Source organism: Methylomonas sp. Uni0011 (genome assembly GCF_056850255.1).
The window spans coordinates 63,877-88,046 of sequence record NZ_JBVVNO010000017.1 but is presented as its reverse complement, the minus strand read 5'-3'; the positions used below and the strand labels follow the sequence as shown (position 1 = coordinate 88,046).

13 protein-coding genes are annotated in these 24,170 nt (G+C 57.0%); 5 read left to right on the top strand and 8 right to left on the bottom strand.

Annotation, left to right across the window (positions count from 1 at the left end; all coding sequences use genetic code 11):
• Positions 1-510: 510 nt before the first annotated feature.
• Positions 511-3,942 carry a hypothetical protein gene (locus tag AC0IM9_RS16490; protein WP_482804721.1) on the bottom strand — a complete coding sequence of 1,144 codons (3,432 nt, stop codon included), beginning with the start codon at positions 3,940-3,942 and terminating at the stop codon, positions 511-513.
• A gap of 296 nt (positions 3,943-4,238) precedes the next feature.
• Here AC0IM9_RS16490 and AC0IM9_RS16485 point away from each other — a divergent pair, with 296 nt between their 5' ends.
• The 3 genes from AC0IM9_RS16485 (at position 4,239) to AC0IM9_RS16475 (ending at position 10,905) form a co-directional block, all read left to right on the top strand.
• Positions 4,239-5,900, top strand: coding sequence for a bifunctional metallophosphatase/5'-nucleotidase (locus tag AC0IM9_RS16485; RefSeq protein WP_482804720.1), 1,662 nt, complete (start codon positions 4,239-4,241; stop codon positions 5,898-5,900).
• Positions 5,901-5,942: 42 nt separating this feature from the next.
• Positions 5,943-9,116 (top strand): hypothetical protein, encoded by a 3,174-nt coding sequence (locus AC0IM9_RS16480; protein ID WP_482804719.1) that lies wholly within the window; start codon positions 5,943-5,945, stop codon positions 9,114-9,116.
• Positions 9,117-9,192: 76 nt separating this feature from the next.
• Positions 9,193-10,905 carry a DUF945 family protein gene (locus AC0IM9_RS16475; protein ID WP_482804718.1) on the top strand — a complete coding sequence of 571 codons (1,713 nt, stop codon included), beginning with the start codon at positions 9,193-9,195 and terminating at the stop codon, positions 10,903-10,905.
• 61 nt (positions 10,906-10,966) lie between these two features.
• Here the strand turns inward: AC0IM9_RS16475 and AC0IM9_RS16470 are convergent, their stop codons facing one another.
• Positions 10,967-12,979 carry a TonB-dependent receptor plug domain-containing protein gene (locus AC0IM9_RS16470; RefSeq protein ID WP_482804716.1) on the bottom strand — a complete coding sequence of 671 codons (2,013 nt, stop codon included), beginning with the start codon at positions 12,977-12,979 and terminating at the stop codon, positions 10,967-10,969.
• Positions 12,980-13,402: 423 nt separating this feature from the next.
• Here AC0IM9_RS16470 and AC0IM9_RS16465 point away from each other — a divergent pair, with 423 nt between their 5' ends.
• On the top strand, positions 13,403-14,008 hold the full coding sequence (locus AC0IM9_RS16465; RefSeq protein ID WP_140911252.1) for a GNAT family N-acetyltransferase: 606 nt from the start codon (positions 13,403-13,405) through the stop codon (positions 14,006-14,008).
• Positions 14,001-14,861: a carbon-nitrogen hydrolase family protein gene (locus AC0IM9_RS16460; protein WP_482804715.1), complete on the top strand. Its 861-nt coding sequence runs from the start codon at positions 14,001-14,003 to the stop codon at positions 14,859-14,861. The genes AC0IM9_RS16465 and AC0IM9_RS16460 overlap by 8 nt, the downstream gene beginning before the upstream one ends.
• Before the next feature lie 274 nt (positions 14,862-15,135).
• Here the strand turns inward: AC0IM9_RS16460 and AC0IM9_RS16455 are convergent, their stop codons facing one another.
• From AC0IM9_RS16455 to AC0IM9_RS16430, 6 genes are all read right to left on the bottom strand, one after another.
• Entirely contained in the window at positions 15,136-16,146 is a 1,011-nt protein-coding gene (locus AC0IM9_RS16455) for a catalase family protein (protein ID WP_482804714.1), read from the bottom strand.
• A gap of 258 nt (positions 16,147-16,404) precedes the next feature.
• On the bottom strand, positions 16,405-17,682 hold the full coding sequence (locus AC0IM9_RS16450; RefSeq protein WP_482804713.1) for a sugar MFS transporter: 1,278 nt from the start codon (positions 17,680-17,682) through the stop codon (positions 16,405-16,407).
• An 18-nt stretch (positions 17,683-17,700) separates the two neighbouring features.
• Positions 17,701-19,890 carry a glycoside hydrolase family 3 N-terminal domain-containing protein gene (locus AC0IM9_RS16445; RefSeq protein WP_482804712.1) on the bottom strand — a complete coding sequence of 730 codons (2,190 nt, stop codon included), beginning with the start codon at positions 19,888-19,890 and terminating at the stop codon, positions 17,701-17,703.
• Positions 19,891-20,158: 268 nt separating this feature from the next.
• Positions 20,159-22,051: an ATP-binding cassette domain-containing protein gene (locus tag AC0IM9_RS16440; RefSeq protein WP_482804711.1), complete on the bottom strand. Its 1,893-nt coding sequence runs from the start codon at positions 22,049-22,051 to the stop codon at positions 20,159-20,161.
• Complete coding sequence (locus AC0IM9_RS16435; protein ID WP_482804710.1) at positions 22,042-23,247, bottom strand: competence/damage-inducible protein A; 1,206 nt, start codon at positions 23,245-23,247, stop codon at positions 22,042-22,044. Before AC0IM9_RS16435 ends, AC0IM9_RS16440 begins: the two co-directional genes overlap by 10 nt.
• The gene (locus tag AC0IM9_RS16430) at positions 23,244-24,158 is read right to left on the bottom strand and encodes an AEC family transporter (protein WP_482804709.1); all 915 of its coding nucleotides are present in this window, start codon (positions 24,156-24,158) and stop codon (positions 23,244-23,246) included. The genes AC0IM9_RS16435 and AC0IM9_RS16430 overlap by 4 nt, the downstream gene beginning before the upstream one ends.
• Between the last annotated feature and the right edge of the window lie 12 nt (positions 24,159-24,170).

Sequence of the window (24,170 nt, the reverse complement as noted above, 5' to 3'; positions counted from 1 at the left end):
TGGATCAGAATGGACACTCGCAAAGTTCAGCCTTATGCATACAGGGTCAAGGTTAACCAAGCCCTTAGAATACCGTTCGAACTTTAAAGTGAGTGCGGGCGATGGAGAGAACTATCTACAAGGCAGGCTTTAAAGCCTCAGGGTGGGCACGTCTTCTCCATCGCCCTCCCGATGATCAGTCGGGGATTCTGCTTCTTTTTTCGGTCAGAATCGAGATATAAGGGTGGGCAAATTTGCCCACCGTTTCGACCCGCGTGGGCACAAAAGGCCGTGCCCACCCTACCGGGCTTGCGACGCAAGCAGCAAAATGGCAATGACAAAGGGCCTTTCGAGTCGACTCTTCAATCTAGCGGCGAGTGTTGAGCATCCTTCGCCAGGATTTTTTCCATTCATCATAAACATGCAGTCCTAATAAATTTCAGCCTCCAATATCAAGCATTCAAATTGATTCGCCGCAAGAGTAGCATCGATCTCGTTTCAACAGGCATGGCCTTGCAACACCAAGTGGGTTTATCGGCCATATTCCGCCCAGAAAATCTCGCCTCTTTCGTATTCGGCATACGCAATCGCGACATTTAGCAAGATATGAATCTGATGCGAAATATTATCCAGATTTTCCGGCAGTTGTTTGATCAATTCCGCCACCATCTCGTTTGCTAACGCGGTGTCCCCGGCAGTTTTCGCCCAGTGGGCGCAGGCTCCAAGCGACAATTCGCCTATAGGAGAGCTACTTGGAGCGTACTTCGACGCGCGCTGTTTAGCTTCTTGAAACCACGCACTTGCCTGCGATGGCTGATGTATGGCCTGCGCGGTATACGCCAATTCGCACAAGGCCTTCGTACCAAATTGATTATCGGTCGAACGGGCCGTTTCTGCTAAAGCGTCCAACAAGGCTAATCGTTTGGCCTCGTCTAATAGCAATTTATCCGATTGTAAAAGTACGGCACTCAAATGGATCACCTGTCGCCGTTCGGAGGGCGTCATGCCGATATTCAATGAATCCGGCAGGTTCTGCAATTCATTGCCGACCAGCGATTGGACGAAGTTTTGTTCGTCCTCGTCTTCTCGATTCTCGGCAATCGTCGTCGCACGCTGCCAATTCTTCAGGCGAACGTTGAGCGGCTGCACCGGTGTTATGGCATCCAATAGTGGAGTATGGGCTTCGTTTTGGAACTTAGCCAAGGCAATTTCGGCTAAGACTCGTTGCCGTGACTGCTCCCGCACCGACTTCTGAGCAAACTGCTCCGGCGCTAACGTCCCCCGCGCGATTTCCAGCGCGTCGGTTTCGGCTCCCATTTGAGCGAGAAGTTTGACAATGCCTTCGTTGACGAAACTGTTTTGAGCGAATTGGACGCGGCCGCTCGGTAAATTGGTCACTAACTCATTGAACGCCTCCTTGGCATATCGGATCGCTTTTTCGTTCTGCTTAAGCCTTTGCAGAGCTTTCGCCAATTCCAGCAAACCATACGCCCGAATGTGACTGTGGTTGTCGCTAATAGCGATATGTCTGGCCGTAGTAAATTCAGTTTCAGCTTCATTGTCGCGGCCTAACTTGACCAGTATTTGGGCTTTTGCCAAAGTGTACGTCAACGGATATACGATGTCCTCTCGACTCGGTTTATTAGTCGCCAAATCATCCAACCGCTCTAGCGCAATTTGAGCGTCGCCTTGTTCAGCGCGCTGAACGGCTATTTTTAGGGCAAGCAGCCCATCTTCTCGTTCACCCCGTTGCCAAATGGGCTCCAGCCAACCTGTAGCTAGAATGCCGAGTTTCACATCGTTAATTAACCTGTCCGGATCGCAAAAGTCCGAATGGCATCCATAGCTTTTTGCCTCAGTTAACGCGCTAATAAAATCAGTTTTAGCTTTTTGGGGATTTCCGCAGAAAAATTCGATCTTTGCCAATTTGGCTTTGGTTATAAACGATTTTTTATTGAATTTCTCGTGTTCCTCAAATTTGGCCATGCTATTGGCCAATGCTTTCCCGGCTTGAATTTCATTGGCTTTACAAAACGCCACCGCAATATCTTCCAGATCTGGTGGAATATAGTGGTTAATTTTGGGAGTGGCGTTCACAGCCTTGCCGACTTCACCAGACCGCGCGTACAAAATGCTGGCTCGGATGGCTAATGTTGTTTCTTGCAGAAAATAAGGTTCGCCTTGCTCCAATTCGCTTAACGCTTTACGAGTTGAATTAGCGTCGCCTCGTTCAAGCCGGCCTTCGGCAAGAGCTAGCATGATTTTAGTAAAAAGTTCAGGTTGCTTTTCTTTGTTCGTTTGCAAGTCAGAAAGCGAGGCGGCAGTTGTATCCGAGGCTGGCGCTAAAACTTCCATCAATCGTGAAGCTTCCTGAATAGCACCTCGCCGCGCTTGCGCAATAGCGGAAGCTTCCAAAACCTTAAAGGCGTTCAGAATGCGCTTGGATTCGGCGGTTTGGTATAAATCGAGCGATTTTTCAGGACCGGAAGGAACGATGTCGGATAAAAACAATGGCAGAACCGCATCGATAGCTTTCAGATGGCGCTGTCCATGGGGGTACTCTATTCCAGCAGAAGCAGCTCCGTTGATAGCTTTCTCCACCGATTGTTGAGCATCCTGGCCCAGACCCAATTGCCATTCGGCCTGCGCTTTTAAACTTCTCGCCTTTACAAATTCAGTCGTCAACGATATCGGGTTTTCGGTAATCGCTAAACCATTGGTCGTGAGTTTGCGGGTCCATTCCGGATAGCCTCCTGCCAAAGCGCCAAGGCCGAACTCAATTAGATAAGTATCCCTATGGTTTTGCTCAAAAGACAAATTTTCGGCTATATGTTCGAACAGGCATTCCGTACTCGGCTCGGCACGGCATTTGGCATAACGGGTTTGCGGAGTCGCTGCGATTTCTTCAGAGCTTACGGCGGTGACGGGTTTAAATTTGAAGCGCTCGTCTTCCAAACCAAGTCGCATGGCTTGGTCTATCCATGGGCTATCCAATAGTTCTTGATTGAATGGCTTGGGTTCCCGCAGTCCTGGCAAACTCAGTTTATGGCGCAAAAAGACTTCGAAAAACGGCATATAATCCAGTTCGCTGTTGACCACGTCGTACGCGCGATTGTCGATAGTTACCTTGCCTTGATTGCCTGGACTGGTCCATTGAGCGACCGTAGAGTTCAGATCGAGCTCTATCCAAGATGGGAAAAACAGCCCGGCAGTAGCAAAGGTCTTGCGCACTGACTGGCTGTTTTCTATGGCATAGACGGTTCTAAACAATTGGGTTCTATCTGACAGCGAAGCATTGGCCCAATTCGAATAGCCTTGATAAAACTTCCTTAACTTACCGACACCAATACGTTTGTTGAACTCGTAATCGCTAGCGGAATAATCGGCCACATAAACCAGCCGCTCTGCCTCATCGAAATAACGATGAAAACCCACCGCAAAGCCATCAACGTAATACTCTTCGAATTGCTTTTTGCCGTTCGGCCAAAATGCGGTAATGACGCCGTGTTTTAGATAGCGTCCCGATATTTTGTCGTTTTTAACGGCCACGTATTCGGCGTGAGGTTGGCCGCTCGTTTTATAGCGGGACACGACGCTGATTTTATCGTCGTTACGGGAGGCTTCGTACTTGAAATGTGCGGATTGGCAAGAAAGGTGATTTGGCCTACCGTAACCGGCAAGGTACTCAGACATTCTAGTAGAGCCAATAAAAGATTCGGCTAGTTGGGCATGAATCGGCAACGTTTCGAATTGAGAAACAGGATCGGGCGTTGGCGTATCTGCGCAGGCTGGCGATCTGGCGTCGCTACTGGACGTTGACAAGCCGGCCGCTAACGTCGTGTTCGGCACTTGTAATGCGATAAGCAAAATTACGCCGACAAAAGCACTTTCGAGTCTACCTATCAATCTAGCGGCGAGCGCCGAACATCCTTCGCCCGGATTTTTTCCATTCGTCACTAACATCTAGTCCTCATAAATTTCAGCCTCCAACATCAAGCATTCAAACTGATTCGCCGCATAAGAGTAGCATCGTTCTTCTTTCAGTGGGCTTAGCCAAACAGAGCGCAGGCTCGGTCGGTTTGCCTTGGGCAATAGCAATACCTTCCACGTAAGCCACGAAAATCGGCGGATTCGCTTTCCAGCAAAAGTAGGCTTGACCTCCCACTGCGCCGGCGGCAAACCAGTCAGTTTTTGGGTTAATTCCGATTCGCTGCTATCTTGATCGGCAACATGGCCCGGCACCGCGGAGGATAGGTTTTATGTCGCCGACAAAATCACTGCTATTCGCGACCGTCGTCGCCTCGCTTGCGGCTTGCAGCGCGGTGCCCACCTCCGATACGCATGCCGGAGCGGAGCCGGCGCCAAGCGCGCATTTCCGGATTCTGCAAGTCAACGACTCTTACAAGATCGAAGGTCTGGAGAACGGTAACGTCGGCGGTTTTGCCCGTTTGCGTACCCTGCGCCGTCAGTTGCAGGCCGATGCCACCCCGGTGCTGCTGTTACACGGCGGGGATTTTTTGTTTCCGTCGGTAATGAGCAAATATCTGCAGGCCGATGCGATGGTCCAGGTCATGAACTTGCTGGACGGCGCGCCGGCCGCATTCGATCACGAGATGATGGCGGTGTTCGGCAATCACGAATTCGATACGCCGGACGCCGGGCTGTTGTTGCGGCGGATCGTGCAATCGGACTTTAGCTGGATTTCGTCCAACACCCGCTTCAATTTCAGCGACAGCGCCGCCGCAGAACCCTTCAGCCAACGCCTGCCTCAGGTGCACGACGTTTGCGTCAAAGACATCGCCGGCATCAAGGTTGGCTTCTTCGGCATCACCCTGGACAGCCGCAAACCAGCTTATGTCGAATTCGCCTACGATCTGCCGGCCAGGCGCACCGCCATCCGCAACGCTTTGGACCGCTTGCAAAGCCAGGGGGCGACGGCCATCGTCGCCCTCACCCACCAGGATTTCGACCAAGACCAATGGCTGGCGCGGGAATATCCGGAAGTGAACCTGATCGTCGGCGGCCACGAGCATTTTTTTATCGAACAACAGATCGGCAACACCTGGATCACCAAGGCCGACGCCGACAATAAAAGCGCCATCGTCCATGACATTTACCTCGCCGACGGCAAGTTCAGCAGCAGCCACCGCAAAGTCGATCTGGACCAAAGCATCGCCAAAGACCCGCAGGTCGCGGCCGAAGTCGACCGCCAGTTGCAACGGCTGGCCGGCGTATTTCAGCAACAAGGCAAAGACCTGAAGCAGGTGTTGGGTTATACCGAACATCTGCTGGAAGGCGTCGAGCCGGCAGTGCGCGGCCGGGAAACCGCACTCGGCAACTTCCTGGCCGACACGATGCGGGAACGGATGCGCACCGACATCGCCTTCACCAACGGCGGCGGCATCCGCATCAACGACAACATCCCGCCCGGACCGGTCACGCTTTACGACATGGAAGGCTTGTTTTCCTACGACAACAAGCTGGTCAGCTTCGAATTGACCGGCCAGCAACTGCTGGAGGTGTTGAATAACTCGGTGTCCGAAACCCATTTGGGCGACGGCCGTTTTCTGCAAGTCTCCGGCATCCGCTTCGGCTACCGCGCCGAGCCCCAAGCCGACGGCGGCTTCAAGTATCGGGTAGACGCCGGCGACGTGCGGATCAGGCCGCGCGGCGCCAAACAAGACCAAGCCCTGGATTTGTACAAAACCTATAGTGTCGCCAGCACCGATTTCATTTGGGAACACGGTTCCAGCGACGACTATGCGATATTCGGCAAAGGCGCAGGCAAAACCAGTCCGCGCCGGCTGGACGACGGCACGGCTATCGGCTTCCGCCAAACCGTGGAAGCGGCAATCGCCAACTTGCCGCAGCGCACGATAACCCAGCGGGTCGAGGGCCGCATCGTCCGCCTGCAACCTTAACCCGCCGCAACCGGCCCGTTTGCCGCCCATTTTGGAGAGACCATGGCTCAGCCCCGCTACTACTTCGCCGACGACGAACGCTTTGTCGTCGAGAAATACAACGACTGCGCTGCATTTGCCAGTTTTCTGCCCGGCATCGCCGGCGTATCCGGCCGACCGGCCTGGGCGTTTTACGTCAATCGCGGCCAGGCCATCGCCAGTTTCGGCGTCCGCAACAAAGACGGCGCCTTTCTGGAATTCTTTCCGGCCGACAAGGCTTACCAACTGACGCCGTCCCGCGGCTTCCGCAGCTTTTTAAAAATTTCCGACGGCCAAACCATCCGCCATTACGAACCGTTCCAACGCGGCGCCGGTGCGGAGGTCGTCCAGCGCTTAAGCGTGACGCCGCACGAAGTCGGGGTCGAAGAGATCAATCCCGGCCTCGGTTTCAGCATCCGCGCCGACATGTTCACGCTGCCGGAGGCCAACGTCGCCGGCCTGGTGCGCCGGGTGGAAATCGGCAATATTTCCAGCCAAACCCTGCGCATCGAAATCGTCGACGGCTTGCCGCAAGTCTTGCCGTACGCGATGAACCAATGGATCTTGAAATTCATGAGCCGCACCTCGGAAGCCTTCATGCGCGTAGAAGGCGTCGACGACAATCTGCCGTTTTACCGCTTGAAAGTTTGGCCGACCGATTCGCCGCAAGTGGAACCGGTCGACGGAGGCAATTTCTTTTTCGGCTGCCATGCCGGCCGGCGTAACCCGGTGATCGTCGACCCGGAACGGGTATTCGGGTTGGCCGGCGATTTTTCCAGCGCGGAACGCTTCTTTAGCGACGCGCCGCTGGATTTAGAAAACCAGGTCGCCGCCAACCAGACGCCGGCGGCATTTCAAATCTTGACGCTGGAACTGCCGCCCGGAACCAGCCAGGTGTTTTACGCGGTCTACGGCCACGCCGAATCGGTCGCGGAATATCAACGCTTCGTGGCGCAGGCCGCCTATCGAGCCGAGTATTTCGCCGCCAAACGTGAAGCTAACCGGGCGTTGATCGACCGAATCGGCCGCAAAGCCTTTACCGCCACCGCCCTGCCCTTGTTCGATGGCCATGTCCGCCAATGCTATCTGGATAACGGTTTGCGCGGCGGCTTTCCGACGCCGGTTCCGGGCGGCAAGCTGTTGTATTTGTTCGGCCGCAAACACGGCGATCTGGAACGCGACTATAACGACTTCCTGTTGCAAGACACGCCCTATTCGGAAGGCAACGGCGACTTTCGCGACGTATTGCAGAACCGCCGCGTCGATTTGTTTTTCGAGCCGGGATTGGGCGGGCAAAACATCCGTTACTTTTTCAATCTGATCCAGCCGGACGGCTATAACCCCTGCGCGTTGCGCAACTGGCGTTTCGCCGTCGCTGCGCCCCAGGATTTCGCGGCATATTTTGCCGAAATTCCGGGACTGGAGGCTTTACTCGAAACCGAATTCAAATACGCCGAACTCTGGCAGTTGTTGGCCGGCCATGACGCGGCTGACGAAATAGTCGGCGCCATTCTCGCAGCGGCGCGGGAAGTGGCGGACGCCGAATTCGACCGCGGTTATTGGTCCGATCATTGGACGTATCTGGTCGATTTGCTGGTCAACTATCGGGCGATCTTCCCCGACCGGCTTCCTGCACTGTTGCTGGAAGCCGATTACACCTTTTTCGACCCAACCCATTACGTCGCCCCGCGCGCGCAAAAATACCGGATTACGGCCGACGGCCTGCGCCAGTACGGCGCGGTGCAATTCAGCGCCGAGAAAAAAGCCTTGATCGAGTCGCGTAGCGGCCGGCGTTACCAGGTGCGCGCCGAGCAAGGCCGCGGCGCCATCGTCCGCACCACCTTGTTGGGCAAAATCGTCACCTTGGTGGCAAACAAGCTGGCGACGCTGGACCCGGCCGGGATCGGCATCGAAATGGAAGCCGACCGGCCCGGTTGGTGCGACGCGTTGAACGGCTTGCCCGGCATTCTCGGCTCGGCGGTCAACGAAACCATCGAACTGAAACGCCTGATCGATTTTAGCTTGCCGTTATTCGCCGCGATCAACGCCGACCAGATACCGCTGCCGGCCGAACTGGCCGCTTTCGTCGCCGGGCTGGACCGCTTGCTCGATATGCCGGCGTTGACGCCGCAAGCATTCTGGCAGGAAAGCGGCGCCTTGAAGGAAGCTTACCGCCGGCAAGTGTTCATGGGCTTCGCCGGCGCCGAAACAGCGCTGAGTCCGGACCGGCTGCGCGGCTTCTTCGGCAAAGCCTCGGCTTATCTGGCCGTCGCCACAGCCAAAGCCGAATCCAACGCCGGCATCACCACTTATTACGCCTTCCGTGCCGGCGACTACCGCGAGCTGGCGGACGGCAGCGTCGAGATTAGCCGTTTCCTTCCGGTGGCGCTGCCGCCGTTTCTGGAAGGCTTCGTCCACGCACTACGGATTGCCGATCCGGAATCGGCCAAACGCCTGTATCTGGCCGCGCGCAATTCCGAGCTGTACGACCGCAAATTGGGCATGTACCGGCTCAATGCTGCGCTGGGCGACCAGGCGCTGGATCTGGGCCGGATCGGCGTATTCAATTACGGCTGGCTGGAAAACGGCTCGATCTTCCTGCACATGCATTACAAGTTTGTGTTGGAAATGCTGCGCGCCGGTCTGGTCGCCGAGTTTTATGCCGACATCGAGCGTTTGTTGGTGGCGTTTCGGGATGCCGAGGAGTACAAGCGCAATCCGCTGGAAAATTCCAGCTTTCTGGTCAGCAGCGGCTTCAGCGTCGATCCGCGCCAGCACGGCCGCGGCTGTGTCGCCCGCTTGTCCGGTTCCACCGTGGAACTGCTGCAACTTTGGACCTATCTGTTTTTCGGCGATGCGCCGTTCCGCGTTGTGGACGGCAAGTTGCGTTTCCAACCCGAGCCGGTGCTGGCGGCCAGGTTGTTTTCCGACTGCGAGCGCAGCGCGGCGCCGTTTTCCGGCGAAGAAACCTTGCCGGCAGCCAGTGCCGCCTGTGCCTTATTCGGCGCCACGCTGGTGGTTTACCTGAATCCGCAACGGCGTGATTGTTTCGGTCCGCACCCGGTCAAGCCGCAGCGTTACCGTTTATATTTCCGCGACGGCAGCGAGGCGACGCTGGACGGTGCTTATCTGGATTTTGAGGCCGCCGCGGCCTTACGCCAGGGCATGCTGCGGCGTTTGGATATCGAATTGGCCTAGTAACCGCAATGTTTTCGCGGCCGGTCACGTTTGCGGCCTTATATTTGCCGGTGCCGGCTGCAGCCAGAGCAGTGCGGTGTTTGTTAGACTGGCGCCGTTATCTAAACAGCATTGGGTGGCGATCATGGAGCAAAAACCTCTAATTCAGGCGGCAGGCGCTATCGCCCTGTTCGCGGCAGCCTGGCTGGGCGCCAGCGTTTATCTTGGCCGCAATGCCGAGCGGGAACTGGCGGAGCGGGTCGACAAGACCTCGGCCGATTGCGCTGTGCGTTTAAGCAATTTACAACAGCAGAACGGTTTGTTGTCGGCCAACGGCTCGCTGGAACTGCAAGTCGGCGATTTGTGCAGTCCCGACCAAACCGGCAAATATTGGGTCGTCGCCGATGTGCAATACAACGTCAGCCACCTGATTCTGCCCGGCTCGGCCATGCGGTTTAACTGGACCTTGCGGCAACGGCCCGAACCCGATCGCGACGGGCCGGGGCTGCAGTTCAGCGGCAGCGGGCATTCGGCGTTTTCCGGCACGGTGTTTTCCGATATTGCCTCCGCGGAAATGGCCGGAGGAGCAGCCGATAGCGAAAGCTGGCGCCTGGAACCGTTGACCGGTCATATCGAAGCCGACGAAAAAAGGGTGAATCTCAGCTTAAAAGCGCCGCGTTTTACCCTGCGCGGCAATGGTAATGCACTGGATGTACAAGGAATGGGCCTGCAGCTTAATCTGCTGGATCGAGGACTGGGCTTGGGCACCTCCAGCTTTACCGTGGACAAAATCGCGTCGACGAACGCTAGCGGCGAAAGACTTGGGGTATCCAGTGCGACGGTACAAAACGGCGACCGAATCGATACGACCATCCAGTATGCCTTGGGCAGTATCGATACGATGGGTTATGCCGCGAGAGATCTGGCGCTTGAGCTTGCCATTCGCGGACTGGATGCCGAAAGCATCAAAACCCTGGCCGACATTGCCAAGGAATCCAAATCGTTTCAAAATCTGACGCTGGAGGAAAACCAACGTTACCGCAAGGCCCTGAAACAAGCCATTAATCGCGGCTTCTCCACCGGTATCACTAAATTGAGCGGTACCGTCAGCAACTCCGCCGCAAATAGCGCAGTAAACGGTCAGCTGACGATAGAACTGAAACCCAACGCCAATCCCGACGCCGACATTGAGTTGGCTAAGGTGTTGCAATCCTCCGGCCGGGTCAGCGTTAGCGGTGACGCGATCGGCGAGGAACAGAAAAACCAATGGGTGGAAATGGGCATAGCAAGAGCCGGGGCCGAAGGCCTGCAGGCCGGTTACGAATATGCCGCCGGTATTCTGAAAACCAACGACCGCATCATCGACGGCCAATGGCTCCAACAAACCTTGACCGACACCGACGCGCATCTCAACCGCTTTCTGAATGATCCGGAAAGCGAGATGCCGGTACCCGGTTTGGAAAACGTGATCAACCCGCAAACCGAAAACGACGCCGACGAATCCGATTCGGCACCGGACCTGGCGGATCAAGCCGCGAATCCGCTGGCCTACCAATCCATCAGAATGACCGGTCGCGCCGTTTACGCCGAATCCGGGGCCATGTTGGAAAGCTCGGACGGCCAACGTCTGTATTTTGCTGCCGACTCCGACGTCGGCCAACTGATCGCAGGATTATGCCGCGAAGGCGAAACCTGCGCCGTGACCGCCCTGGTCGACGCCGATCGGCAGATCAAGGCGATTCAACAACTCAACGCCATCCCTGGGGCGGAAACGGAACCCAGCGGCGGGACTACCCCGGCGGCGAACTGAGCGGGCTATCGGCCAACAGTGCCGCCGCGGCCGGCCGCGCAGCGTCACTCGATTCCAGGCCTCAAAACTCCAACGCAATTTCGCCGAAAAGCATACGGCCGGGGGATGCCGGAACGGTGTTGATGTTTTTACGGTTGAACTCCGGATAATAAAAATTTTCGTCGAGCACATTGTCCAGATACAAGGTAAAAGTCATGTGTTTGTGTTTGGCGGCTCCCAGCCAGTTATTCAACTTGTAATTGGCGTTGACGCTGACGTTGTGATAACCGCCGGCAGACGGATTGACCAATAACGCACCAGAAGCGGCTTTGGCGGCGCTGAAATAGGTATCGAACATGCCGATTTGCAAGTTGGGGCTGAAATCGTAGCTTAAGCCCAGTTTCGCCATGTGGTTGGGCATTAAGGTTTTATTGTTCTGTTGGTTTTCGTCGCGATTGGTTTGAAAGGTGTAAGAGCCTTTCCAGGACAAACCGGGCAACAGTTTGGCCTCGGTTTCCAGTTCCAGGCCCTCGAAGGTTGCGCAGCCGCCGTTGACGTACAGCAGCCGGGTCGGCACCGTGTTCGGGATCGGGCTGCGCACGATCAAATTGGTCACCCGGCTTTCGAACGCGGTCAACGAGATCTGGTAATCGGCATCGTGGTAAAAAATCTGGGCGTCGGCCGTTTCGACTTTTTCCGGCTCCACGCTGCGGTTGCCCAACACCACCGCCGAATTGGCGCCCAATTCGCCGGCACTCGGCGCCCGATAAGCCTGGGCGAATAACAACTTGGCTCCCCAATTGGCCGTCATTTCGTAAACCAGGCCGGCGCGGCCGACCAGGCCGTCGATGGCGTTGTCGTTTTCCGCGACGCCGCTCGGAGCCGCCTTCAAATGGTCGAAGCGGTGCCATTGCCCGCCGAGATTGAGCTGCAGATTATCGAGTATGGCGTAACCGACGTTCGCGTAAATGCTGGACTTCAATTGCTCGTAGGGCGCCAACGTATTCGGTTGCGACACCTGAGTCACCTGCCCTTGTTGCCATTCCACCAGCCCGCCCAACAGCAGATTCAGTTTATCGTCGAAAAACGACAGGAAATGGCTTTGCTCCAGCAACAGGTTGTTTTCCCACAAATCGGTCAGGTAGGGCACGCCGGCTACCGGCAGATTGTAGTTTTGCGAGAACTTGTTCAGCGTCAGATTCCATTTGCTGCGCCAAAAGTCGTTGATTTGGTGATTGTAACCGGCATCGAAAAACAGGCGGTTGTTTTCGACCTGTTGGCCGAAGCCGATCGGCACCGCGCCCCAATGCTGTTTCTGGCTGTTGACCACGTACAAATTGAAATCGAATTCTCTCCAGCCGCCCCAGATGCTGGCGCTGACGTCGCCGTCGTCGTTGCGGAAATTGACGTTTTGCCGGGTTTCGTCGACCGCAGATGCCGTCCAGCCGTCGCTGGCCCGATACCTCACCGCGCCGCTGATCGCCGCGTCGCCGCGGTTCCAGCCGAACTCGGTTTCGGCTTGGCCGGTGTTGTAGCTGCCGTAGCGGCCGCGCACGGTGAGCCGGTTGTCCTGTTTCTTTTGGGTGACGATATTGATCACGCCGGTAAAGGCGTTACTACCGTACAGCACCGAACCCGAGCCGCGCACGACTTCGATTTGATCGATATGGTGAATCGGAAAGTCGCGGAACATGGTCTCGTTCAAACCGCCGTAAGCGCTATCGCGAAACGGCCGGCCGTTGATCAGCACCAGGGTATGGTTGTTGACGTGGGTCAGCGCGTCGCCGCGCACCGCCGCGGTGCTGTTGGACCAGATATAGGTGCTGAGCATGTAAACGCTGGTGACCCGGTTCAACACGTCGGCCAGCGTGTTGGCGCCGTAGCGCTCGATATCGTCGCGGGTGACGATGCTGACGATGCCGGCGGCCGAATATTGGCTTTCGGCTTTCTTCGACACCACTTCCACATTCAAAATGTCTTCCAACGACATTTTTTTCAGAACTTCGATATCGGCTCCGGCCAGAGAAACGCTTGCGTTCAGGCAATTGCCCACAATCAGCGCAATCTTAAAAGTGACTAGGCGAAATCTCTGCATAAAATCGGATGCTACCGGTTATTGGAGGGCCGAATTCGGCAACCTTGAATCGCGCTTGTTTTACATAGGCCCAGTCTAGCGTAAAACGGCGAAATATCGATTCAAAACGTTAGAGTGGGAATGCGACCTTCGGCCTCTGCTGCCCAATCTGGCCCATAAAACCATTTCACCGCAAACCTTACCCCGGCAAGGCACTTCAACATTCTACTGGAGCGCCGCCGCCACCGCGCCTATCGTATTAGGCCGTTAACCGCTGCAACCGGCAAAACTCTGCGGGCCGCATAGGAATCGGTAATCGCCGCGAGCCGGACGACACCGAACTCGATCCGCGCATAGGCAACCAAAGCCTCGTGCAATACAATAGCGGATTGACCGGCCCGAAATGCCGGTTGCTGTTTCGTTTCAACCCAACCGCATATCCACATGAGCAAAGATATCCGCATCCAGCGCCTCAGCGGCGAAGCCTTGGTTCAATACATCCCGGAATTGGCGCGCCTGCGCATCGAAGTGTTCCGCGATTTTCCTTACCTGTACGACGGCGATTACGAGTACGAGAAAAAATACCTGCAAACCTACATCAACTGCCCGGACAGCGTAATCGTGCTGGCTTTCGACGATGACAAAATCATCGGCGCCTCGACTGCCATCCCGCTGAAATACGAAACCGACGAGGTCAAAAAGCCGTTCGTCGAACACGGTTACAACCCGGACGAGGTGTTTTATTGCGGCGAATCGGTGTTGAACAAAGCCTATCGCGGCTTGGGCATCGGTGTGAAGTTCTTCGAACAGCGCGAAGCCCACGCCGCAGACCTGGGCGGCTTCAAACACATCACCTTCTGCTGCGTCGAACGCCCAATCGACCATCCGCGCCGGCCGGCCGACTACGTGCCGCTGGACGCATTCTGGAATAAACGCAGTTATTTCAAGCATCCGGAACTGAAGACCACTTATTCCTGGAAGGATCTGGACGACAGCGCGGAAACGCCCAAGCCGATGACATTTTGGTTGAAGGAGGAAGGCAATGCCTAAAATCGCCAGCGCCCAATACGATATCGGCTTCCTGGAAACCTGGGAAAACTTCGAAGCAAAGGCCCGCCGCTGGGTCCAGGAAGCCGCCGATAACCGGGCCGACATTCTGCTGTTCCCGGAATACGCCTGCATGGAATTGGCCTCGCTGTTCCCGCCGGAAATCTACCAATCTTTGTCCGGCCAGTTGGAAGCCCTGCAAAGCCTGTTGCCGCAGTACCTGGACTTGTTCAAATCCCTGGCCGCGCAACACCGGGTTTACATCCAGGCCGGCACTTATCCGGTCAAACACGACAACGGCGAATTCCGTAACCACGCCTATTTCTTCACCCCGCAAGGCGACGTCGATTTTCAGGAAAAACTGACGATGACCCGCTTCGAAAACGAGCAATGGCATATTTCCCGCGGCCTGGAAATTAAGGTATTCGACACCGTATTCGGCAAGGTGGCGATCAACATCTGCTACGACAGTGAATTCCCCCACTACGCCCGTCAGCAAACCGAACGCGGCGCCACTTTGATTCTGGTGCCGAGCTGCACCGATACCGAAGCCGGCTATTACCGGGTCCGGATCGGCTGCCAGGCCCGCGCCCTGGAAAATCAATGTTACGTAGTGCAGGCCTCGCTGGTCGGCAATGCGGACTGGTCGGAAGCCGTGGACGTCAACTGCGGCGCGGCGGCGATCTACACGCCGGTCGATCGCGGCTTCCCGAACAACGGCATTTTGGCAATCGGCGAATACAACAAAGTGCAATGGGTCTACGCCGACCTGGACTTGGCCGCGGTGGAAACCGTGCGCAATGTGGGACAGGTGTTCAATTACCGCGACTGGCCGAAACAGTTCGATTGCCGCTAAAGCCCTATCCCAGAGGCAGCGGCTGCATAATGCCGCGCCGTTTGGGAATGCCGGCAGATGGTATGCGCTGCGTACCATCGTCGGCTCGACCTTACCGAAAGCCAGGCCCTAGCTCGGGCCACTGAGGCCCTGCGGAAAATTCAGATGCGCAAGCGGTTCTCGTTGAAACTAGTGTCATCAACGCTTTAAGCCCAGTGCCATCTTGACATCAGTCTGCATGAACACTGGAAACATCTGAATCTCTATTCGAACCGCTTGAGGTTGGTCCAGCGATCTAAATATCCCATCCACTCGGCTCAGTCCGCGGCACGTTGTTGGACTCGTGACGGAATGCCGAAATCGTATCGTAAACAACTTTCCGGGCCCGGTTGATGCCACCTAGAGGCCGGTGTTCGGGTAAGGCATGCCAAGGGGTAAAAGACAACTGCTCGCCAAACGCATTCTGGGCCTCGGTATCAAACGCCTGCCGAAATATCCTGAGCGTCGCCACCTTGCGGAATGGCGAAACCGACTCCGGCCATTCGATTCCAGGGTCTTCGATCGGCATCGCCTCCGCGTCGGTTTGAACTTGTACTGCGAAGTCGAATAGCGTATCGCCGGTCTGTAATTGCTTGACCATGGCCTCGCGCAAAAAATCGGCCGTGGGTTTGGCCGGACGTTCGGCGACAGCAACGAGTTGCGGGATTGCCGCGTATTTGACCGCCAACGTCCCAAACAGATAGGGTGTGGTGCTGAAGTAGGGAATCTGCAACGGGTTGGCGTGCCTGCGCAGCGTTCTGAGTAAAATCCAGGCCACCCGCCAATGGCAAAGAAAAAACCGCAACTTGGCGAACAAACTACCGCTCAGCGCTGCGGCCAAGGCGTCAAATTCGGCAACGTCCCTGGCGACAAACTGATTGGCGCTAATCAAAAGCAAATCGTGGGTCTGTTCGTGCCGTTCGGCCTCCAGCACTTTATCGCCCGGCACTCCCATCAACTTGATCGCCATGCCGCGAATGTCACGGTCCCAGTCCGGTCTGATTGAGCCGCTGGCGTTGGAAAACCGGACCCAGGCCTGATAGGTTTTGGGTTCTTTGAACAAACCAACCCGCAATTCGTCACCCAAATCGGCGTTGACGGTAAACTCGGCTTTGACCAAACCATGCATCTTGGGGTGAGCATCACGGCGCATGATGCCGGCTGGATAGTCATTTACGATTTTGGCTTTGAGCCGCGCGGAAAGGTTTTCGATGACCTGGGTTTCCGCTGGAGGGATAATTTCTTGCGCTAAAGGTTTTTCGGCCATTTTTGATTCTCCTCACCTTAAGGCGGCAGGCCCGGCGCGGGGCATGAAACCCAGCTTTTACAGTCGATACCCCATTTTATTTTATTGCGGGATATCGCTTTCTCAACTCAGCCGAACGCAGCCATTTCTTGTTGGTATTACGCTAGGCCATTTCAACCGAAAACTGCAGATAGGTACAGGAGTTTATGCAACGGCGGTGTCACGAGTTTGGTGGCGTCAACCGCTTTAAAATCGGCGTAGCCCGCATTCAAGCTCGCGTCAGCCGGTTTTGAACCGTAATTGCCGGGCGCAGCGCTTGCCGTAATAAGCGATGTACAGATAGCAAAGCAAAGGTACGAAAAACGCGTACTGGATGCCGATGCGGTCGGCGAACAAGCCCTGCAGCAGCGGAATCAACGCGCCGCCGACGATGGCCGAGCACAGGATACCGGAACCCTGGCCGGTATGAGATCCCAGGCCGGTCAAAGCCAGGGAAAAAATGGTCGGAAACATGATCGAATTGCATAAACCGACCGCCAGAATGGCAACCGTCGCAACGCGACCGTCGGCAAACATCGCCAGACCGACCAATCCCGCCGCGCACAAAGCGTTGAAGATCAAAGCCTTGCCCGGATGAACCTTGCGCATCGCCACCGCGCCGATAAAGCGGCCCACCATCGCCCCGCCCCAATAGAACGACACCAGTTTGCCGGCTTCTTGTTCGGTCAGGCCGGCAATATCAGGCTGCCCCAGAAAATTGACCAGAAAGCTGCCGATGGCGACTTCGCCGCCGACGTAGACAAAAATCGCCAGCGCGCCCAACACCAGCAACGGAAACTGCCAGGCACTGGCTGCGGCCTCCGGCTCAGGCATAGCCCCTGCTGATGCGGCCGGCGCCGTTGCGGTTACGGCGGGTAATTTCAGAAAGGCAAACACCGCCGCCAAACCGAACAACACCGCCGCCAGCCACAAATACGGTTGTTGCACCGCCGCCGCTTCCGCCGCCTGGTACACCGACAATTGTTCGGCGTTAAATGATGCCAGCTCGGCGGAGGTTTTCACCGCCGTCGCCAGAATCAGCAGGGAGCCGAAATAGGGCCCGATGGTGGTGCCCAAGGAATTGAAGGCCTGGGTCAAGGTCAGCCGGCTCGACGCCGTGTCCGGATTGCCCAACACCGTGACGTAGGGATTGGCGGCAACCTGCAGCAAGGTAATGCCGGAGGCCAACACAAAAAACGCGGTCAAAAACAAAGGATAGGCATGCAAAGCGGCCGCCGGATAAAACAGCAGACAACCGCCGCCGGCCACCGTCAGGCCGACGATGATGCCGGGCTTGTAACCGACTCTGTCCACCAGATAACCGCACGGCACCGACATCACGAAATAAGCCGCGAAGAAGCAAAACTGCACCAGCATGGCCTGGGTGTAATTCAGCGTGAAGACGGCTTTCAAATGCGGAATCAGAATGTCGTTCAGGCTGGTCAGAAATCCCCAGATAAAGAACAGCGAGGTCAGTACCGCCAAAGCGCCGGTGTACTTGTTGTGCTGATCGGCCATGCTTCGCTCCGGCACAGGCTAGTTCACTAAATGAAACGAAGCCGTTTCGACGCCGACCGTGACGTGGAATTCGCCCGGCTCGACCACCCGTTTCATATCCAGGCCAATGAACGACAGGTCGCGCGGCGTTAACTCAAACTGTAGAGTGCGCTGCTCGCCCGGCTGCAATTCCACTTTCTTGAACGCTTTCAGTTGCTTGACCGGGCGGGTAACCGAGGCAGCGACGTCGTGCAGGTAGACCATCACGGTTTCCTTGCCGGCCAGACTGCCGGTGTTTTTGACATTGACGCTCAACTGCAGATTTTCGCCGGCCGTAATCGCCGGCTTCGCCAGCCGCAGACCGCTGGTTTCGAAGCTGGTGTAGCTCATGCCGTGGCCGAACGGATACAAGGGCCGGTATTGGTTACTCTCGTAAGCTTCGATCGGTTTATGGTCGTAAGGCGTGATGTCGTTGGTATCGCGTGGGTAGGAAATCGGCAATTTCCCGCTGGGATTGACCTTGCCGAACAGGATGTCGGCTACGGCCGCGCCGCCCTCCATCCCCGGCAAAAAGCCGAGCACGACCGCCTGAGCCTGATTGGCGATTTCGGTGATGATGCGCGGCCGGCCGCCGAAGGTGACCAGCACCACCGGTTTACCGGTCTGGAAGATCGCCCGCGCCAATTGCAATTGCACCGGGTCCAGTTGCAAAGAATCGATGTTGCCTTCGGTTTCGGTGTAGGTTTTTTCGCCCAGCGCCAACACCACCACATCGTGGTGCCGGGCTTCGCTGACGGCATGTTCGATGTTGATCTCGTCGCTGAATTGTTTGCCGCCGACATAAGTCACCTTGCCGTCGGTTTGTTGCCTGATCGCCTCCAACAGGGTCAGTTTGTCCTGCGGGTAAAGTTCTTCCTTGTTGCCTTGCCAGGTAATGGTCCAGCCGCCGTTCATCACGCTAAGCAGGTTTGCGGTCGGGCCGGTGACCAGGACGCTGGCATGTTTGCTCAACGGCAACATGCGCGCGTCGTTCTTGGCCAGCACGATGGCTTCGCGCGCCGCCTGGCGGTTGACCGCCGCGGCTGTGGCGGTAGCAAAGTGGCCGTCCTCCGCCAAGGCCGGCTCGCGCCGCTCGAACAGGCCGCTGCGGAATTTGACGCGCAGAATCCGGGCCACCGCCTCGTCGATCCGCGCCAGCGGCACTTCGCCTTGTTGGGCCAAATCCAGCAACAGGTAATAAAACGAGAAATCGAACGGCACCATGCTCATATCGACCCCGGCCATCACCGCGATTTTCACCGCCTCCCGCGGCGAGTCGGCCAGTTTGTCGCGGTTGTACAAGCGGATGATGTCTTCCCAATCCGATACGGTAAAACCGTCGAAGCCCATTTCGCCGCGCAGAATATCGGTCAGGTAATGGCGATTGGCGTGTCCCGGCACGCCATCGACTTCCGCCGAATTGACCATCACCGTCGGCGCGCCGGCCAGAACGCCGGCTTCGAACGGCGGCAGAAACCACTCGCGCAACGCGCGTTCGCCGATCCAGGCCGGCGTGCGGTCCTTGCCGTTTAACGGATAGCTGTAACCGACGTAATGTTTCAAACAGGTCGGCGCTTTATCGGCGGCCGCCATGTCCTGGCCCTGGTGGCCGCGGATGTAGGCGCTGCCCATCGCGCTGGCCAGATGCACGTCCTCGCCGTAGGTTTCCCACAACCGCGGCCACAGCGGCTGCCGGCCGATATCCATCACCGGGGCAAAATTCCAGTCCAAACCGGAGGCTTTGACTTCGCGGGCGGTGATCTCGCCTTCCTGGTAAGACAAATCCGGATTGAAGGTCGCCGCCATACTGATCGCTTGCGGGAACAGCACCGCGTTTTGGGTATAGGTGGCGCCGTGAATCGCATCGATACCGTAGATCACCGGAATTTTCAGCCGGGTGCGGGCCGCGGCGTCGCGGATCTGCTGAGTCAGGCGCCGCCATTTGCCGAGCGGCTGCGCCTTGTTGTTCGGCGTACTCGGCGCATTCAGAATCGAGCCGACGTGATACTGCGTCAAGGCCTGTTCCAGCTTGACCGGATCAACCGGGTTTTCGGCGTCCTGACCGTCGGCGACAGAAATCACGCTGAAATCGATTTGGGTCATCTGCCCGACCTTTTCTTCCAAGGTCATTTGCGCCAACAGCGCCTGAACTTGATCTTCGACGGCCTGGCTTGCTTCTTGTGCACTCACAGCGGACTCCATTACGGCTGACAGAATTAAAACGGCAAGATAATTTCTTATTTTCAAGGCTTTAGACACTCAATAACGCCGGCCGGATGCGCGCTGAAAACGGCATAAGGCGGCTGGTTAAAACGTTCTGCGCCGGCGATGCGCCGCCAACGCATTGACTGGATTTTAGCTTGATATAGGGCAATGCGCCTATTATCGAACCGGTTGAAAAGGATGCCCGGCCAACTCAGCCACGATCCGGTCGATCAAAACCGGCTATAACGACCATTTAGCCTTGTAACGCATCCAATTCGTCCCAGCGACTATACGCCGCAGCCAGTTCGGTTTCGACTGCCTGCAACTCCGCCATGATTCCGGCCACGGCGTCCTGACCCTGTTTGTAAAACTCGCCGCCGCTCATCGTTGCGGTCAACTCGGCCTGGCGCGTCTCCAGTTGTTCGATACGCTCCGGCAACTGTTCCAGTTCGCGCTGCTCTTTGTAGCTGAGTTTTTTGCCGGCAGCGGGTTTGGGCTTTTCCTTTTTTGCAGCCGTTTCCGCGCTTTTCGCCGTTTCGACTTGCTGCTGTTTGTTGCGCTCCGATATGGCAAACCAATCGGCATAGCCGCCGATGTACTCTTCGACCCTGCCCTCGCCTTCGAACACCAGTACGCTGGTGACGACGTTATCCAAAAATTCGCGGTCGTGACTGACCAACAGCAAGGTGCCCTGGTACTGCACCAGCTTTTCTTCCAGAATTTCCAGGGTTTCCAGATCAAGATCGTTGGTCGGTTCGTCCATTACAATCAAGTTGGCCGGCTTGGTGAACAGCCGCGCCAGCAACAACCGGTTTTTCTCGCCGCCGGACAAACTCCGCACCGGCGAACGCGCCCGGGCCGGCGCGAACAAAAAGTCGGCCAGATAGGACATGACGTGGCGCTTGCCGTCCGGAGTATCGACGAACTCACCGCCATCCAGCACGCTGTCGGCCACCGACAGTTCCGGGTCGAGCTGTTCGCGCAACTGGTCGAAATAGGCGATTTGCAGATTGGTGCCGAGTTCGACGCTGCCGGTAGTCGGCTGCAACTGGCCTAACAACAGCTTCAGCAAGGTCGATTTACCGGCACCGTTGTTGCCGAGCAGGCCGATCTTGTCGCCGCGCTCGATCAGCAAGGAAAAATCCCTGATGATGGTTTTATCCTGATAGCCGAAGTTGACGTTAACCGCTTCGATTACTTTCTTGCCGGAGCTCTCGCCTTTATGCAACGCCAATTTGGCCGAACCTTGGCCGGTCCGGCGCTCGGCGCGCTCGGCGCGCAATTTCTTCAAGGCCCTGACCCGGCCTTCGTTACGGGTACGGCGGGCCTTGATGCCTTGCCGAATCCAGGCTTCTTCCTTAGCCAATTTCTTGTCGAATTCGGCATTTTGATTGGCTTCGTCTTCCAGGGCCGCGGCCTTGCGCACCAGGTAATCCTGGTAATTGCCGGCCCAGGAGGTCAACTGGCCGCGATCCAGATCGATGATCCGCGTCGCCAATTTTTGCAGGAACGCCCGGTCGTGGGTGACGAACATCACCGCGCCCGGGAATGCCAGAATCTGTTCTTCCAACCAGGCGATACTCTCGAAATCCAGATGGTTGGTCGGCTCGTCCAGCAGCAACACTTCCGGATCGATCACCAGCGCCCGCGCCAACGCCACCCGCCGTTTCCAGCCGCCGGAAAGGCTGCCGACCTTGACATCGGCCGGCAATTGCAGCCGGCTCAGTATCGCTTCGACCCGGGTTTGAAATTCCCAGCCGTGGTCGGCTTCGAGTTTATGTTGCACCTCGCCCAACGCCTGCAAAGATTGTTCGCTGCCGTCCATGTGTGTCAATAGCTCGTGGTAGCGAGCGATCAGGTGCCCCAGATCGCCCAAGCCGCCGGCCACTGCTTCGTAAATGGTTGCGTCGCCGTCTAGCGTCGGCGCCTGCTCCAGCCAGGCCAAGCGCAATTCCGGTTGCTTCCAGATTTCGCCGTGGTCGGGCGGAATCTCGCCGGCGATGATTTTCATCAGCGTGGATTTGCCTTCGCCGTTACGGCCCAGCAATCCGACCCGCTCGCCGGGATCGAGTTGGAATGAGGCGTTGTCCAGCAGTGCATGCACGCCGAAGGCGATGGAAACGTTGTTTAACCGAATTAAAGGCATGAGTTTTGAAAATAGCGTCTGAGAAGGTCCAGCGCCAACAACGCGGCCTGGTTCTGTTTATGGATACCGGCACCGTGCGCGGTTAACCGCCGGGAAACCACGCCTTGCGGCGTAGCCAGGGCATTATAAAGGACGATGCCGCTATCCTTATCGTCGAAACTGCCCGACTCGATTGCATAGAGCTGCACCAATCCGAAATCGGTCTGCCGCTCGGCCTGCAGTTCGCGCGCCAAGGCTTCGGCGCGGATTTCCCAATCATCGGCCGCGCCGACAGCAGCGCTGTTCAACCGCAACTCGGCATGCTGCAACCAGGGCCGGCCCAGGCATTTGGCCGCCAGCAAGCCATGGCTGGCGGTTTCCAGTACCGCCAGCGAATACCTGCCGGCGTTGAGCGCCGCATCGACGACGGCCAGCAAGTCGCCCTGCACATCCGGCAAGCCGTCCACTGCGAACACGTAGTCGCCGATGCGGGCGGCGGCTTCGGCGGCCACCCGCCCCCGTTCAGCTTCCGGAACCGCCGCTGGAAACAGCAGTTTGGCCTGCACTTCGTCCGGGGCGGCGCGAAATCCCAACACTGCACCGGGTGGCAAAGCCAAATGCGCCAGTTTCTCTTGAATCGCCGACTCGCCCAAACCGATGCAGCGCAAGGTCACCAAATGATCCGGCTGCAGTGAGAATCGTTGCAATAAATCGGCGCGCACCCAGTCGCCGAACATTTGCTTCATCTCGAACGGCACGCCGGGTAAAAATACGAACCAGCAACGCTGAAATTGCAATGCGAAACCGGGCGCGGTACCGAAGCGGTTGTCGATGCGCAGCGCTCCGGCCGGCAACAACGCCTGTTTGCGATTGGCTTCCGGCATCGTGCGCTGCCGCCTGGCGTAATAGGCCTGGATCGCAGCGAAGGCTGCGGCGTCGAATTCAAGCGGCACACCGCTGGCCGCGCTGACCGCCGCCGCGGTCAAATCGTCGCAGGTCGGCCCCAGACCGCCGGTACAGATGCAACAGTCGGCGCGGCGGGCAATTTCGCCTAACAGATCGACCAAATCCGGCAAATCGTCGCCCACCGCGGTATGCCGCTTCAAGCTGAAACCCAGCTCGGTCAACTGCTGCGACAGCCAGGCGGCGTTGGAATCGACGGTCTGGCCGCTGATGATTTCGGCACCCTGGGAAAAGATTTCGGCGATCAAGGTCATAAGGAATGGAACCAAAAAGGTAGGCTGAACAAACTGCATGCCGTGGTCAGCGTCACCGCCATGGCATACAGGCCACTATCGAGCCGGTAACGGTCGCATAATACGATACCGAGCACCATGCTCGGCATGGCGATGTCGAGCACCGCGGCGGCTTTGAACTGGCCGGCCAATGCCAGATAGTCGGCCAGCCAGAAGGCGAACAACGGCATCAGGAATAGCTTGAGCAGCAAGATCGGCCCGACGAAAGGCAGATTGCGCAAATGCACGTCGCGCCAACTCAAGGCCAATCCCAACGAAAAGATCATCAGCGGCGCCACGGCACCGGAGCACGTGTGCAACAGGCCGGCCAGCCAGTCGGGAGTGGCGATTTGATTCAGGTTCAGTGCGACAGCGACAAAGGCCGCCCAAAACGGCGGCGCATTCAAAAACGCCAGCGGCGACTTGGGTTTATCTGCGGCAGACTCGCCGTAATGGCGGGCCAAGCCGACGCCCAGGGTAAACACCAAGGGCGCTGCGGCGAATAGATCGAGTTGAATCACCACCGAGCGCGACCAACTGCCAAAGGCCTGCTCCAATACCGGCAAGCCGAGATAGGTGACGTTCGGGAATGCGGCGGCCAGGATCACGGCGCCGGTTTGCGGATTGCGGAACCGGCAAAGCTTGCAGATCGCCCAACTCAGTCCGGCGGTTGCCAGGATGCTGGCGCAACCCAACAGGCTGAAGCTTAGCGATTGCCAACCGATATCGGCCCGCCAGAGTACGTCGAGCACCATCGCCGGCAGGAAAAAATAGTAGACCACGCTGGTCAATACCAGCCGGGTCTGCTCGGCGGACAGCCGGTTCGGCGTCGTGATTCGCCAGCCGGCACCGCACAGCATCAGCACGGTCATCTGTATTAATGTCGTATTCATCGCGACATTTTA

Bases quoted from the DNA above. Each gene is read 5' to 3' on its own strand.
- AC0IM9_RS16455 (WP_482804714.1), bottom strand. From the start codon at position 16,146: ATGGCCGAAAAACCTTTAGCGCAAGAAATTATCCCTCCAGCGGAAACC.
- AC0IM9_RS16485 (WP_482804720.1), top strand. From the start codon at position 4,239: ATGTCGCCGACAAAATCACTGCTATTCGCGACCGTCGTCGCCTCGCTT.
- AC0IM9_RS16480 (WP_482804719.1), top strand. From the start codon at position 5,943: ATGGCTCAGCCCCGCTACTACTTCGCCGACGACGAACGCTTTGTCGTC.
- AC0IM9_RS16490 (WP_482804721.1), bottom strand. From the start codon at position 3,942: ATGTTAGTGACGAATGGAAAAAATCCGGGCGAAGGATGTTCGGCGCTC.
- AC0IM9_RS16450 (WP_482804713.1), bottom strand. From the start codon at position 17,682: ATGGCCGATCAGCACAACAAGTACACCGGCGCTTTGGCGGTACTGACC.
- AC0IM9_RS16465 (WP_140911252.1), top strand. From the start codon at position 13,403: ATGAGCAAAGATATCCGCATCCAGCGCCTCAGCGGCGAAGCCTTGGTT.
- AC0IM9_RS16460 (WP_482804715.1), top strand. From the start codon at position 14,001: ATGCCTAAAATCGCCAGCGCCCAATACGATATCGGCTTCCTGGAAACC.
- AC0IM9_RS16470 (WP_482804716.1), bottom strand. From the start codon at position 12,979: ATGCAGAGATTTCGCCTAGTCACTTTTAAGATTGCGCTGATTGTGGGC.
- AC0IM9_RS16435 (WP_482804710.1), bottom strand. From the start codon at position 23,247: ATGACCTTGATCGCCGAAATCTTTTCCCAGGGTGCCGAAATCATCAGC.
- AC0IM9_RS16430 (WP_482804709.1), bottom strand. From the start codon at position 24,158: ATGAATACGACATTAATACAGATGACCGTGCTGATGCTGTGCGGTGCC.
- AC0IM9_RS16440 (WP_482804711.1), bottom strand. From the start codon at position 22,051: ATGCCTTTAATTCGGTTAAACAACGTTTCCATCGCCTTCGGCGTGCAT.